Raw genomic sequence first — 13,078 nt, forward strand, 5'->3', positions numbered from 1 at the left:
TTGCCTGTCCTCCTGGGGCGTAATGCTGTCCCGTTTATTCACTGCTGCGGTTTAAAGGCCTCAACGTTTTGACGAGAACCCCAGTTTTTCGATGACTTCGACCACTCGTCCCGGCTGAACACGCCCTTCAACTTCCAGCCATTCCCGTGCGACCTGAACGGTATCCACGCCGTCGAGTTCCATCAGGGCCGTGGTCAGCCGATTGACATCGTCGGAATCCTTGAGGCCACTGAGGGTAAATGTTAACGCCATGACGTTCCTGTCTCCTGATAGTAATGCAACGATTACAGCTGCTTGTAAAGTGGTGCCTTCGCCCAGATATGCTCTTCATATGAAATCGGCGTTCAGGCAGACCAACCCTGCGTCATTGCCATCGTTTGCGCAAATTTTTCTGGAGTCACCATGAGCGATCCGCATCGCCAGACCTTTCTGCAACAGCTATCCGACGAGCAGTCATTGCCACCACAGGCAGAGGCTGAGCTTGATCTGCAACACAACACGGCCCTTATACCCCTCGATGACCGGGTCGTTCTGGAGGTTCGCGGCCCGGACAGTGACCGGTTTCTTCAGGGACAGGCGAGTGCCTCCACGGCACACGCCACGTCGACCATTGCACCACCCGCGGTCTTTTGTACCCCCAAGGGGCGTGCCATTGCCAACGCACAGCTGATCAAGCTGTCGCCGGAATGTTACTGGCTCCTGCTGGAGCGCAGCATTGCCGACGCCCTGCATCAGCATCTGGGCAAATACGCGGCGTTCTACAAGACCGAGCTGACCCTGCGCGATGATCTGGCCGTCGCCGGCCTGGCCGGTCATCAGGTCGGCAACGTTCTCGAAAACACAGTGCCTGAGCTGCCACAGGCCATGTGGGGGGTGCGCGTCAGTGCCGATGAAGAGCTGGCCATTACCCGACACCCTCACGACACGATGCGCCTGATCCTGATTGCCTCTCATGACAGGCTCGCCACGCTATTCAAAACGACATCCGCCGAACTGACGCTGGCGCCCGCTGCCCTGTGGCAGCGCCTCGACATCGAGGCCGGCCTGCTATGGCTGGATGAGCTTCAGCGCGAAAAATGGCTGCCACAGATGTTCAACTGGGAAGCGCTGGCGGGTATCAGCTTCAAGAAAGGCTGCTATACCGGGCAGGAAGTGGTGGCCAGGGCGCATTACCGTGGCCAGGTCAAGAAACGGCTGATGCGCCTGTCCATACCGGGCAACGAGGCACTGACACCGGGCACTGACGTCATGGACGCCACCCGGGAAAAGTCACTGGGTGAAGTGGTCCTGAGCGCGCCGACAACCGGCGATCACGTTGAACTGCTGGCGATCATGACCCTGAAGGAGGACATGCCGCCCCTGAGTATCAACGGTGAGACTGCCCAACTGATGACGCTGCCCTACGCACTGGAGCGGCTTGACCCCGAAACCCTGTCGGACTGAGCGCGACAACTGCGCCGGGGCATGACCCGGCGCAGCGTGTTGCCGTTTTTTTCGCCCGGAGTCCTCAAGGTGTCAGGTCGTGGGCACCGTTGTCTTTGGTGCATCGAGCACGGAGGTACAGCTGGGACAGCGCGTGGCCTCAATCGAGATAGGCGTAATGCAGAAGGGGCAATTGCGCACGGTCGGCGCTGCCGCCGGTGTCTCATCCTTGCGAGTGCCCAGCTCACGAATGCGGTGAATGTTGCGAATAAGCACAAAGCAGACCATGGCCACCAGCGTGAACGAGATCAGGGCATTGAAAAAAATGCCGTAGTTAATGGTCACCGCGCCGGCGGCCTGCGCATCCGCCAGCGTATTGTAGGGTTCTGCCGTCTGTGCGCCTTCCTTGAGCACCACAAACAGATTGGTGAAATCGATTCCGCCGGTAATCAGGCCCAGTACCGGTGTAAAGACATCCCGCACCAGACTGTTGACGATGCCGGTAAAGGCCGAGCCGATAATGATTCCCACCGCCAGATCCACGACGTTGCCCTTGACGGCAAAATCGCGAAACTCCCTGATAAACCTTGGCATGCCACGCCCTCCCCGGGTCAAACGTCCTGTGGGTGACGGGATGTCGACGACCCCGCCAGTCATCCCGCCACTGTTACCAGCACTACTATAGCGAATGAATAAAAAGGCGTACCGGTTGGCTATCGCTCGACTCAGTGCTCTCGGGTGGCATCAAAGGAGAGATCGGGCCAGCGCTCCTCCATCAGCTGCAGATTGACCCGGGTGGGCGCCAGATAGGTCAAATGCCCGCCGCCATCGATCGCCAGATTGGTGCTGACCTTGTTGCGTAGCTCATCGAGCTTGCGCTCGTCGCCATGAATCCAGCGGGCCGTCTGAACATTGACCGGCTCATAGATGCAGTCGACCTTGTACTCGTCCTTGAGCCGATGCGCGACCACGTCGAACTGGAGAAGGCCGACAGCGCCGACAATCATGTCGTTGTTGTCCAGCGGCATGAAGACCTGGGTGGCGCCCTCCTCGGAGAGCTGCTGGAGCCCCTTCTGGAGCTGCTTGGTCTTGAGCGGGTCCCGCAGGCGCACGCGACGAAAGAGCTCGGGAGCAAAGTGCGGGATACCCGTAAAGCGCATCTGCTCGCCACTGGAGAAGGTATCACCGATCTGAATGGTGCCGTGGTTGTGCAACCCGATGATATCGCCCGGCCAGGCCTCCTCGACATGGGCCCGGTCCGAGGCCATGAAGGTCAGGGCATCGGCAATCTTGACGTCCTTTTTGATGCGCACATGGTGGATCTTCATGTTGCGCTCATACTTGCCCGAGCAGACGCGCAGAAAGGCGATACGGTCGCGGTGACGCGGATCCATGTTGGCCTGGATCTTGAAGACAAACCCGCTGAAACTGCCATCCTCAGCGGTGACCTCACGCATGTTGGTTTCGCGCGGTTTGGGAGACGGGGCATACTCGACGAAGCCATCGAGCATTTCACGCACGCCGAAATTGCCCATGGCCGTGCCAAAGAAGACCGGCGTCAGCTCGCCGCGGCGGTAGGCTTCCAGGTCGAACGTGTGCGAGGCACCCTGCACCAGCTCGATCTCCTCACGCAGCTCGGCCGCCTGAGCGGCGCCCAGCGTTTCATCGACCTGCGGATTATTGATCCCCTCGATTTTGACATCCTCGGGGATACGGTTGCCCTGACCCTGTTTGTAGAGATGGATCGTGTCATTGACCAGATGGTAGACGCCGCGGAAGTGACGCCCCATGCCGATCGGCCAGGTGACCGGGGCACAGGCAATGTTGAGCACGGTCTCGATCTCGTCCATGACCTCGACGGGATCTCGCGTATCGCGGTCCATCTTGTTGATGAAGGTCAGGATCGGCGTAGTCCGCAGCCGGCAGACCTCCATCAGCTTGATGGTACGATCCTCGACGCCCTTGGAACCGTCCACGACCATCAGGGCAGAATCCACCGCAGTGAGCGTTCGGTAGGTGTCTTCGGAGAAATCTTCGTGTCCGGGGGTATCCAGCAGGTTGACGATACGTCCCTTGTAGGGGAACTGCATGACAGAGGTGGTCACGGAGATACCACGCTCCTGCTCCATCTTCATCCAGTCGGAGGTGGTGGTGCGCTCCTGACGCTTGCTCTTGACGGCGCCGGCCACCTGAATGGCATTACCAAACAGCAGCAGCTTTTCGGTAATGGTGGTCTTGCCCGCATCAGGGTGGGAAATGATGGCAAAGGTTCGGCGAAGACTGGCTTCCTGGGCGATCCGGGTATCGGTCATGGGTGCTTCAGTAGTCATTATGTACACAGTCTGTACGTGAACGGATTTGCCCGCATTCTACAGGCAGTGCCAGCTGCGGGGATAGAAGGCCCGACGCATCGCCCATGTCAGATCGGTGCTGCAAACGTTAAAAGACCGACCCTTGTGGGGTCGGCCTGAACGAGGCACCGGATCGCTGATGAGTTCAGCGTCAGGGCTGATAAGGCGGTGTCTGCTCCGGCGGCACCTCGGGCGGTGGCTGCGACGGCGGTGGATCCTGCAGAGGCGGATCTTCCATCGGTGGCTCCTCCACCGGCGGTTCCTGTGGCTGCGGTGGTTCCTCAGGCGGGGAATGCGGCTGCGGGTCCGGTGGCTGAACCGGCGGCTCACTCATGGTCATGCAGGGAGTGCGGACAGCATCAATATGGGATTGCATCATCATGCTTATCTCCTCCTTCGAGGCGAAAACCGGGCGGGCGTCTCCGGAAGACTCCATTTACCCGCCCTCATCACGTTAGGCCCAATACCATCATAACGCCAGGCCCCTTGCCGTCATGTCAGCCGTCATTATTCTTTACTCCACGCCCCTGTAGCGATTGCGATATCATGGACACACAACGCTACATTCTCTGCTCCGGACTCTCATGACGCAGGCGCTACTGCTGACCACACCGGCCCGCAATCTGGTACGGCTGACCATTGCCCGGGGTATTACCTGGACGTGCTTTCTGGTCGTGATCCTTTTTGGCATCGAGGTCATGAACTTCAAGCTCAGGGTCGTGCCCATTATTGCCATTATCGTCGCCATGGGGCTTTTCAATGTGGCCACCTGGTGGCGGCTGGGCCAGGCGCGTCAGGTCACGGATATCGAATACCTGATCCATCTGCTCATCGATGTGTCAGGCCTGACCCTGATCTTTTACTACACCGGCGGGGCCACCAATCCGGCCATCACCTACTATCTGATTCCCGTGGCCATGGCCGCTGCCACACAGCCCTGGCGCCATGCCTGTATTACGGCGGCCTCGGCGCTTGTGGCCTACTCGATGCTCATGCTCTTTTTCGAGCCAGTGCCGGAGCTTCGTCACACGATCGGCGACAGCCTTTTGACCCTCAACGTGCTGGGCATGTGGCTCAACTTCGCCCTGTGTGCGGGGCTCATTACCTTTGTCATCTTTCGCATGGCAGATACCCTGCGACAGCGTGATCGCATGCTGTCGCGCACGCGTGAGGCGGCCCTGCGCAACGAACAGATCCTGGCCGTGGCCAGCCAGGCCGCGGGCACGGCCCATGAGCTGGGCACACCGCTGTCCACCATGGTCATGCTGATTGACGAGATGAAAGCCGAGCCCGTTACCGACACACAGCGCGCCGATCTTGATCTGCTGCGCAGTCAGGTCGACACCTGCAAGCGTCACCTTCGCGAGCTGGTGGCCAGCGCCGAGCGCCGTCAGAGTGACCCACCTGCACGCGTCAATGCCGCCGACTGGCTTGAAGCCCTGATTCAGCGCTGGCTGGTCATGCGCCCTGATGTCACCTATCAGCTTCACATCGATCATCGCGCGATCCCGCTCATGGCCGACCCGACGCTGGATCAGGCCATCATGAATCTGCTCAACAATGCCGCCGATGCCAACCCGCGTGATATCGCCATTACACTGGGTGAAAGTTCCTTCAAGGAAGACACGCGCCGGGTCGTGATTTCGATTGTCGACCACGGTCCGGGCATTTCGATGGAAATTGCCAGCCGCATGGGAGAAAGCTTTATCTCCGGACAGTCCCGAGGACTGGGCATTGGTCTTTTCCTGACACACTCGACGCTGGACCGCTTCGGTGGCAGCGTCAGTCTCTACAATCAAACCGAGGGGGGCACGCTGACCGAAGTCAGACTGCCACACCCGGATACTGACCCGGCCTCGCCCTCTTCAATCTCACAGGAATGACACGTCATGCACGAAAAGGCCTCCTTTCTGGTCGTTGACGACGACCCCGTATTTCGCCAGATCATGGAGCGCGCTCTGACGCGCCATGAGTTTGATGTCATGGTAGCGGCGACCATTGAAGAAGCGCGCCAGCTGGCGCAGCGGCGGCCGCCGGAATATGCAACGCTCGACCTGAAGCTCGAGGAGAGCTCGGGGCTACAGTTTCTGCCTACGCTGCTCTCGATCAGCCCTGCCTGTCGTGTCGTGATCCTGACCGGCTATTCGAGCATCACCACCGCAGTCGAGGCGATCAAGCTGGGCGCCGTGAACTATCTGTGCAAACCGGTCGAGGTCAGCGAAGTGCTACAGGCCCTTGATGCCCAGGAGGGCAATCCGGATGCCGAGATCGCCGAAAACCCGCCATCGGTCAATCGACTGACCTGGGAGCATATACAGCGTGTCCTGCAGGATAACGATGGCAATATTTCGGCCACCGCCCGCAGCCTGGGCATGCACCGGCGCACCCTGCAGCGCAAGCTGCAAAAACGTCCGGTCAAGCGCTGAGCACCGTCTCGCCAGCCATTTATCCTTTACGACGATACCTGACAGGAGTTTGCATGACTCTCGAAGAGCGCCTTGAAGAGGCTACCCGCATCGCCCACGAAGCAGGACGTCGTATCAGGGCAGCACGTGAGGGTGGCAGCCTTCAACGCAACATCAAGCATGGCAATGAACTGGTGACCGACATCGACGTCGCCGTTGACCGCTACATCAGCGAGCAGCTGGAATCACTGTTCCCGGGCGAGGCACGCCTGACCGAAGAACTCTCGCCCAATCGCCATGATGTCAGCGATGAAAAGCCTCTGTGGGTTGTCGACCCCATCGATGGCACCGTCAACTTTGCCCATGGCCATCACCATGTGGCGGTCTCCATCGCCTGGGTCGACAGGGGGCGTGTCCAGGTGGGTGTCGTACATGCACCGTTTCTTGAGGAAACCTTTAGCGCCATTCGCGGCAGCGGCGCATGGTGCAACGATGAACCGATCTCGGTCAGTGGCACGCGCGAGCTTGACGCTTCGCTGATTGGCACCGGTTTCCCCTATGACCGCGATGCCCGCTTTCCGCTGCTCAAACGCCTGCATGCCGTGCTGGAAAACTGCCGCGACATTCGCCGCAATGGGGCTGCCGCGCTGGATCTGTGCGCCGTGGCCTGTGGCCGGCTGGATGGCTACTACGAAAGCAGCTCTCCCTGGGACTTTGCTGCAGGGCTCTTGATCGCACGGGAAGCCGGCGCCCGCACCGGCCATGTCTACGACTGTCCGGAAGGCATTTCCACCGAGCTTTACGGCGAAAACCTGCTGGCCTGCACACCGGAAATCTACTCTCCCCTGAAAGCGTTGATCAAAAAGGCCGATAGCGGGCAGTACCGCTGACCTCCTATCATCGACGTCATTGACATGCCGGGCCGGGCAGAAGCCATGTCGCTTCTGCCCGGTCTGCGATGCTGGCCTGCACTGTTCGGAACGTACTGTCATGCACTTTCTGCTTGAAGCAACCGTCATGCTGGGCGCTGCCGTTCTGGCAGTCCCCCTGTTCGCTCGGTTCGGTCTGGGATCGATACTGGGCTATCTATGCGCCGGACTGATCCTGGGGCCCTCGATCAGCGGCTTTGTTGCCGACCCCGAATCCGTGCTGCACTTTTCCGAAATCGGCGTGGTCATGCTGCTGTTCGTGATCGGACTGGAGCTGGAACCGGCCCGGCTCTGGCGCCTGCGCGGGCGCCTGTTCGGCCTGGGCAGCCTGCAACTCTTTCTGACGGGCCTGTTACTTACGCCGCTGGGATTCATGCTGGGGCTCGGCCATACCGCCTCCATTCTGCTCGGACTGACGCTGGCACTCTCCTCTACCGCCTTTGCCCTGCAGCTGCTTACCGACCATCAGCACCTTGCCAGCCCGCATGGCCAGACAGCTTTTGCCATCCTGCTGTTTCAGGATCTGGCGGTCATTCCACTGCTGGCCCTGATGCCCATTCTTGCCGGCAACCCCGGGGCCAATGATGCCAACCTGTGGCTGGATGTTGCCAGAACCGCCGCCATCGTGGCGGCCACGCTGCTGGTGGGTCGTTTCATATTTCCACGCGTGCTGCGCATTGTGGCGCGCAGCGAAGTCCACGAGGTCTTTACCGCCGCGGCGCTTTTAATGGTGCTGGGCACGGCCTGGGTCATGGAAGAGGCCGGCCTTTCCATGGCGCTGGGCGCCTTTCTGGCCGGCGTGCTGCTGGCGGATACGCCCTATCGCCATGAGCTTGAAGCCAACATTGAACCCTTCAAGGGCATTCTGCTCGGCCTGTTCTTTATCTCGGTCGGCATGTCGGTCGACCTGCTGCTGGTCATGGACAACCTGCTGATTGTGCTGGGCATTACCCTTGCCATTCTGGTGGTCAAGATACTGGTGCTGTGTGTGGTCGGCGTCATTGCACGCCTGCCGCGACAGAATATTCCACGTCTGGCCGCCGTGATCGCCCAGGGCGGTGAGTTCGATTTCGTGCTGCTGACCACAGCCGTGGCCGCCGGTGTCTTCGAACAGCGCATCGCCAGTCTGTGCATTGCCGCCGTGACGATCTCGATGGCGTGCACCCCCTTTCTTTATACGCTGGGGAGTCGCCTCGGCGATCGGCTCAAACCCACGAAGAGCTGGGACAATCAGTTCCCCGATGACGACCCGCCCGTCATCATCGCCGGGCTGGGTCGCTTCGGACAGATCGTGGCACGCGTGCTCAAGATGCAGAACGTGCGCTTTACGGCGCTGGACCCCAACATTCGTCAGGTGGAATTCATCCGCCAGTTTGGCTCACGGATCTATTACGCCGATGCCACTCGGCTGGAACTGCTTCGCTCGGCAGGCCTTGATCGCGCGCGCATGCTGATCATCTGCGTGGATGATGAACAGGCGGCGCTGACCATTGCGCGGCTGGCGCGAGAAAATTACCCCGAGCTGAGTATCCATGCCAGGGCCCGCAACCGCCATCATGCCTGGCGCCTGCAGGAGCTGGGCGTGGAGGTCATTGTCCGGGAAACCTTTGCCGCCAGTCTTGAGCTGTCACAGGAGGTACTGGTCGGGCTGGGCTACCCCAGTGCCAGTGCCGCCCAGGCGGTAAGAACCTTCCGCGACTTTGATGTTCGCCTGTTTGAAGAGTCCTATCAGTATCGCAATGACAATGCCCAGCTGCTCGAAAGCGACCGGGCCGCCATGGCGGAGTTCTACAAGCTCTTTCAAAGCGAGGAAAGACCCCATCACGGGCCACGGCAAAAAGGTCACAATGACGACAACCCGGACTAGCGCACGCCATCACCTGACTCAATAACAGCCGATGGCGCTGCTACGCTGGGTAGACATTTTTCATGTCGACACAGGAGTACCGCGCCATGACGTCAGCAAACCCTCAGGAAACGCTCGAGAGACTGGGTATCAGCGCCACAACATCTCCCGAACCCCTCCGCGGCGGCGATATCGGGCAGGTCTGGCGTGTCACCACCCGGCAGGGAGATGTGCTGGTCAAGCATGCCGACTCCGAAGGGCTCGAAGCGGAGGCCGACGGTCTGAAGGCCCTGCGTGAGGCCGACACCGGACTGATCGTCCCCGACATTGTGGGGGAACTGCCCGGCGCACTGGTAATGACCTATCTGCCGCCGGCCCGGCCCGATCGACACACACACGAAGCCTTCGGCCGCGGGCTTCGCGCCCTGCACGCCAACACAAGCACCGATCACGGCTGGCATCGCGACAACTTTGCCGGCACCACGCCGCAGATCAATACCTGCCATGAGGACGGTCGCGTCTTTCAGCGGGAATGTCGTCTGCTGCCGCTGGCGGAAAGGTGCCTGCACAAAAAGCGCATGGATCAGGGCCTGTATGACCAACTGGCTGGCGTTGCCAACGCCCTTGAAAGCTGGCTGTCTGACGCACCGGCAAGCCTGGTCCATGGCGATCTGTGGTCCGGGAACGTACATTTCAGCACACAGGGCCCGGCCCTGATCGATCCGGCCATCTACCGTCATTACCCCGAGGCGGATCTCGCCCTGCTGGAGCTTTTCGGCAGCCCTGCCGATGCCTTTTACGAAGCCTATTGGGATGGCGGCATGCCGGATGACTGGCCGCGCCGACGCGCCCTCTTTCAGCTCTATCCGCTATTGAACCACCTGTACATGTTTGGCGGCAGTTACTATCAGGGCGTACGTTCCGCCATCGCCCAGTTGCCCGGCCACTAGGACAAGGCGACAGAAGCGCTAGTGAGTGTCGCCTTCCGAGGCAAACTCAAGCTCGAACTGATGGGGCTCGTAGCGCGGATCCAGCTCCACATAGTGAGAGGTTTCCATGGGCGCTGTTGGCACCCAGGGCTCCTGAGCCACTTCAGGCGCCCAGCTGCGGCGTCCGCGCAGACGCGTCAGGATAAAGCCTGCCAGCAGCAGCGACGCGCAGCCAAGAAACATCCAGAGGCCATCGGGCCCGAAAAGCTGCATGGCAAGGGAGGCACTGAACGGCCCCACGACTGAGCCGATCCCATACCAGATCAAAAGCTTGGCATTGGCCTGGATGGTTTCTTCCGGTTCCAGCCAGTCGTTGGTATGGGCAAGGCTCAGCGAGTACAGGGTATGCAGCATGGCCGTATGCAGGCAGGCCGTCAGCAGCAAAAAGAGATAATCAACACGCGCCACGGTAGAAATCACGGCACCTGATATCGCCATGACGAGTGCCATGAACAGGATGACCTTGCGTCGATCAAGCCGGTCGGAGACACGGCCCAGCGTCCACTGCGCGATCAGCGCCACCAGCGTGGTAATGGACATGAACTGTGCCGTCTGACCGGTGGAGAGCCCGATCTCCTGACCATAATATGGCGTCATGGCAAAGAAGGCCTGCACCATCATGCCGGCCACAAAGGCGCCTACCAGCCCTACCGGCGCCCGCTTGTAAAGCGTCTTGAGCGGCAGTTTGAGCGCAGTTTCGTGACCGGAACGTGCCGGCCCCTGAATTCGATAAATAGATAACGGTATAAGTGAGAGTGCAAACAGGATGCCCGTCACACTGAACAGTACCATCGAGGCCGGGTCCGCCGCATTGAGCAGCCATTGCCCGCCCGCCAGCGATGTCGTGGAGATGACCAGGTAGATCGCAAGGACCTGCCCCCGATTGTCATTGCTGGACTCGCCCGAGACCCATGACTCCATGACCATCAAAAGACCTGCTGTGGCCGCACCCCCAAACAGACGCCAGAACAGCCATGCCCATTGATTAACCCAGAGCCCGTGCAGCATGGCCGTCACGGCCAGTACCGCGGCGCAGGCAGAGAAAACACGGATATGACCCACCGAACGAATTCGTTTTTCAAGCAGATAACTGCCGGCCACAAATCCCAGCGAGAAACTCGACATCAAAAGACCCGCCATCTGTGATGGAAACCCTTCAAGCGACATGCGTACGCCCAGCAGGGTCATGATCAAGCCATGGCCCAGCAAAAAGAAGATTTCACAGATAAACAGTACTGGTAATGTCGATGGCAGATTCCGCACTCGCTACTCCCTGAGGATTTCGAAAGGTTACTGATTTCCTGGCGGGGAGGCATTGTAGTGGCTCGGGCGGAACTGCGTCATCCTTGTACTGGGCCCAGCGCGGACGATCCATTAGGATACGGGCACTGCAACAAGGATCCGGACACCATGGCATGGCTCAAGGGCATCATCAGTATCGTGCTGCTGACCGGCAATACGCTGTTCTGGGGCATACCGCTGGTGACATTAAGTCTTCTCAAGCTGGTACTTCCCTTTCACCCGGTGCAACGGCAGCTGCTCAAGTGCCTGAATCGGGTCGCCAGCCTCTGGATCACGACCAATAATCTGTGGATACGCCACTGGCTCAAGCCGGACTGGCACATCTCCCTGCCCGACACGCTTTCCAGAGATCGCCACTGGCTGGTGATCGCCAACCATCGCAGCTGGACGGATGTCTTTGTCCTGCTGTACGCCCTGCATGCCCACCTGCCGATGCCGCGTTTTTTTATCAAGCGTGAGCTGATCTGGGTGCCCATTCTGGGACTGGCCTGGTGGGCACTCGAATTTCCCATAATGCGGCGCTACTCCGCCAGTCAGCTGCAACGCCGCCCGCATCTGGCAAGGCATGATCTCAAGGCGACCCAAAAACTGCTGACCCATATCGACCGTACGCCTGTTACCATCTACAACTTTGCCGAAGGCACACGCTTCACCCGAACCAAACATGAACAGCAGCAAAGCCCCTATCAGCACCTGCTCAAGCCTCGCGCCGGCGGCTGTGCCCAGGTCATGACGATGATGGGGCATGAACTCTCCGGTATCATCGACGTAACACTTGACTACCGACACGGCCGGCCACGGTTTCGGGATCTGCTGTGCGGACGAAGCGCCAGGATCAGCCTGAAGGCAAGACAGCTGGACATCCCCGGCTGGATGCCCGGCGGGGATTACCTCAACGACACGCATTACAGGGAACGCTTTCAGGCATGGATCAATGCGCTATGGCAGGAAAAGGATCAGCAGCTCGCATGTACTACCGCTTCCTGACCCTTTTAGTGCTCCTTTTACTGGCAGGGTGTGCCGGGCGCACTACCGGCGGTGGAGGTGAGGCCGGCTATATCACCATCCAGCGGGGAGATACCATGAGCGCCATCGCCCGCCAGGCAGGCATCCCGCTGCTGCGTCTGCAACGGTTCAATCCCTCCGTCAGGGCCAATGACATGCGCATCGGGCAGCAGTTGATGCTGCCCGGCCGCAATGAGCGTGCCCCGGGGGATGGACAATATCGTTATGCCGTCAGAAGCGGCGATACGCTGGGGCGCATCGCCAGCCACTTCGGCACCTCCAGCAGCCGCATCAACGCGGCCAACCGCGGCATTGATCCCAATCGTTTGCGCATCGGCCAGATGCTGACCGTACCGGTCGGTAGTGCTTCAGCCTCGACAACCTCACGTGCTACCGGCACTGCCGGCGCCCAGTCCAGCCCGGCGCCTGCCAGCGCCCTGCCAAAGGGCGCTGGCCCATGGTCATGGCCGCTGCGTGGTGGCCAGGTCCAGCGTGAGTTTGGCAAGGACAGCCGGGACGCCCTGCAGCCCATGCTCCTCTCTGCCGGAAGCGATCACACCGCCCGTGCCGTGGCCTCAGGCACTGTGCGCTTTGCAGGCACCATGCGCCAGCTTGGCGGCGTCGTGATCGTTCACCATGACCAGAATCTGCAGAGTGTGTATGCCCAGTGCGAGCGCCTCAACGTCAGCAATGGACAGCGCATCAGTGCAGGCACTCCCGTCTGTGAGATACGTCGTGATGCCGGCACCGGCCGCCATGATCTGCTTTTTGATACGCGCAATGCCGGACGCCCCTTCAACCCCAGGCAGATTGTGCGATGACACGCGAC

Annotated in this window: 13 protein-coding genes; 8 read left to right on the top strand and 5 right to left on the bottom strand. The window is 60.1% G+C overall.

What is annotated here, in order from left to right; translation table 11 throughout:
• Nucleotides 1–60: 60 nt before the first annotated feature.
• Nucleotides 61–252, bottom strand: a complete 192-nt coding sequence (locus C8D72_RS04625) for a heavy-metal-associated domain-containing protein (RefSeq protein WP_115853187.1) — start codon at nucleotides 250–252, stop codon at nucleotides 61–63.
• A gap of 150 nt (nucleotides 253–402) precedes the next feature.
• On the opposite strand from C8D72_RS04625, the gene ygfZ reads away from it, so the two are divergent.
• Nucleotides 403–1,443, top strand: coding sequence for a CAF17-like 4Fe-4S cluster assembly/insertion protein YgfZ (ygfZ, locus tag C8D72_RS04630; RefSeq protein WP_115853188.1), 1,041 nt, complete (start codon nucleotides 403–405; stop codon nucleotides 1,441–1,443).
• Nucleotides 1,444–1,515: 72 nt separating this feature from the next.
• Here ygfZ and mscL read toward each other — a convergent pair whose 3' ends face one another.
• From mscL to C8D72_RS04645, 3 genes are all read right to left on the bottom strand, one after another.
• Nucleotides 1,516–2,016: a large conductance mechanosensitive channel protein MscL gene (gene mscL / locus C8D72_RS04635; RefSeq protein ID WP_115853189.1), complete on the bottom strand. Its 501-nt coding sequence runs from the start codon at nucleotides 2,014–2,016 to the stop codon at nucleotides 1,516–1,518.
• A 131-nt stretch (nucleotides 2,017–2,147) separates the two neighbouring features.
• Nucleotides 2,148–3,734 (bottom strand): peptide chain release factor 3, encoded by a 1,587-nt coding sequence (locus C8D72_RS04640; RefSeq protein ID WP_115853190.1) that lies wholly within the window; start codon nucleotides 3,732–3,734, stop codon nucleotides 2,148–2,150.
• A gap of 190 nt (nucleotides 3,735–3,924) precedes the next feature.
• Nucleotides 3,925–4,155 carry a hypothetical protein gene (locus C8D72_RS04645; RefSeq protein ID WP_115853191.1) on the bottom strand — a complete coding sequence of 77 codons (231 nt, stop codon included), beginning with the start codon at nucleotides 4,153–4,155 and terminating at the stop codon, nucleotides 3,925–3,927.
• A gap of 202 nt (nucleotides 4,156–4,357) precedes the next feature.
• Here C8D72_RS04645 and C8D72_RS04650 point away from each other — a divergent pair, with 202 nt between their 5' ends.
• The 5 genes from C8D72_RS04650 (at nucleotide 4,358) to C8D72_RS04670 (ending at nucleotide 9,903) form a co-directional block, all read left to right on the top strand.
• Complete coding sequence (locus C8D72_RS04650) at nucleotides 4,358–5,656, top strand: ATP-binding protein (protein ID WP_115853192.1); 1,299 nt, start codon at nucleotides 4,358–4,360, stop codon at nucleotides 5,654–5,656.
• A 6-nt stretch (nucleotides 5,657–5,662) separates the two neighbouring features.
• Nucleotides 5,663–6,199, top strand: a complete 537-nt coding sequence (locus C8D72_RS04655) for a response regulator transcription factor (RefSeq protein WP_086898919.1) — start codon at nucleotides 5,663–5,665, stop codon at nucleotides 6,197–6,199.
• Nucleotides 6,200–6,252: 53 nt separating this feature from the next.
• Nucleotides 6,253–7,068, top strand: a complete 816-nt coding sequence (locus C8D72_RS04660) for an inositol monophosphatase family protein (RefSeq protein ID WP_115853193.1) — start codon at nucleotides 6,253–6,255, stop codon at nucleotides 7,066–7,068.
• Nucleotides 7,069–7,168: 100 nt separating this feature from the next.
• A complete protein-coding gene (locus C8D72_RS04665; protein ID WP_115853194.1) occupies nucleotides 7,169–8,974 on the top strand; it encodes a monovalent cation:proton antiporter-2 (CPA2) family protein in 1,806 nt (601 codons plus the stop codon).
• A gap of 86 nt (nucleotides 8,975–9,060) precedes the next feature.
• A complete protein-coding gene (locus C8D72_RS04670; protein ID WP_115853195.1) occupies nucleotides 9,061–9,903 on the top strand; it encodes a fructosamine kinase family protein in 843 nt (280 codons plus the stop codon).
• 18 nt (nucleotides 9,904–9,921) lie between these two features.
• On the opposite strand, the gene C8D72_RS04675 is transcribed toward C8D72_RS04670, so the two are convergent.
• The gene (locus C8D72_RS04675) at nucleotides 9,922–11,205 is read right to left on the bottom strand and encodes an MFS transporter (protein ID WP_115853196.1); all 1,284 of its coding nucleotides are present in this window, start codon (nucleotides 11,203–11,205) and stop codon (nucleotides 9,922–9,924) included.
• A gap of 147 nt (nucleotides 11,206–11,352) precedes the next feature.
• Between C8D72_RS04675 and C8D72_RS04680 the strand changes: the two genes are divergently transcribed.
• Together C8D72_RS04680 and C8D72_RS04685 are read left to right on the top strand one after the other, a co-directional pair.
• On the top strand, nucleotides 11,353–12,231 hold the full coding sequence (locus C8D72_RS04680; protein WP_115853197.1) for an acyltransferase: 879 nt from the start codon (nucleotides 11,353–11,355) through the stop codon (nucleotides 12,229–12,231).
• Nucleotides 12,213–13,070, top strand: coding sequence for a M23 family metallopeptidase (locus C8D72_RS04685; protein ID WP_245955146.1), 858 nt, complete (start codon nucleotides 12,213–12,215; stop codon nucleotides 13,068–13,070). The genes C8D72_RS04680 and C8D72_RS04685 overlap by 19 nt, the downstream gene beginning before the upstream one ends.
• Nucleotides 13,071–13,078 lie beyond the last annotated feature (8 nt).

The organism is Kushneria indalinina DSM 14324 (assembly GCF_003385845.1).
Taxonomy (GTDB): Bacteria; Pseudomonadota; Gammaproteobacteria; order Pseudomonadales; family Halomonadaceae; genus Kushneria; species Kushneria indalinina.

What these genes read in the sequence shown, in the direction of transcription:
- C8D72_RS04625 (WP_115853187.1), bottom strand. Translation starts at nt 252, where the DNA reads ATGGCGTTAACATTTACCCTCAGTGGCCTCAAGGATTCCGACGATGTC.
- ygfZ (WP_115853188.1), top strand. Translation starts at nt 403, where the DNA reads ATGAGCGATCCGCATCGCCAGACCTTTCTGCAACAGCTATCCGACGAG.
- mscL (WP_115853189.1), bottom strand. Translation starts at nt 2,016, where the DNA reads ATGCCAAGGTTTATCAGGGAGTTTCGCGATTTTGCCGTCAAGGGCAAC.
- C8D72_RS04640 (WP_115853190.1), bottom strand. Translation starts at nt 3,734, where the DNA reads ATGACCGATACCCGGATCGCCCAGGAAGCCAGTCTTCGCCGAACCTTT.
- C8D72_RS04645 (WP_115853191.1), bottom strand. Translation starts at nt 4,155, where the DNA reads ATGATGATGCAATCCCATATTGATGCTGTCCGCACTCCCTGCATGACC.
- C8D72_RS04650 (WP_115853192.1), top strand. Translation starts at nt 4,358, where the DNA reads ATGACGCAGGCGCTACTGCTGACCACACCGGCCCGCAATCTGGTACGG.
- C8D72_RS04655 (WP_086898919.1), top strand. Translation starts at nt 5,663, where the DNA reads ATGCACGAAAAGGCCTCCTTTCTGGTCGTTGACGACGACCCCGTATTT.
- C8D72_RS04660 (WP_115853193.1), top strand. Translation starts at nt 6,253, where the DNA reads ATGACTCTCGAAGAGCGCCTTGAAGAGGCTACCCGCATCGCCCACGAA.
- C8D72_RS04665 (WP_115853194.1), top strand. Translation starts at nt 7,169, where the DNA reads ATGCACTTTCTGCTTGAAGCAACCGTCATGCTGGGCGCTGCCGTTCTG.
- C8D72_RS04670 (WP_115853195.1), top strand. Translation starts at nt 9,061, where the DNA reads ATGACGTCAGCAAACCCTCAGGAAACGCTCGAGAGACTGGGTATCAGC.
- C8D72_RS04680 (WP_115853197.1), top strand. Translation starts at nt 11,353, where the DNA reads ATGGCATGGCTCAAGGGCATCATCAGTATCGTGCTGCTGACCGGCAAT.
- C8D72_RS04685 (WP_245955146.1), top strand. Translation starts at nt 12,213, where the DNA reads ATGTACTACCGCTTCCTGACCCTTTTAGTGCTCCTTTTACTGGCAGGG.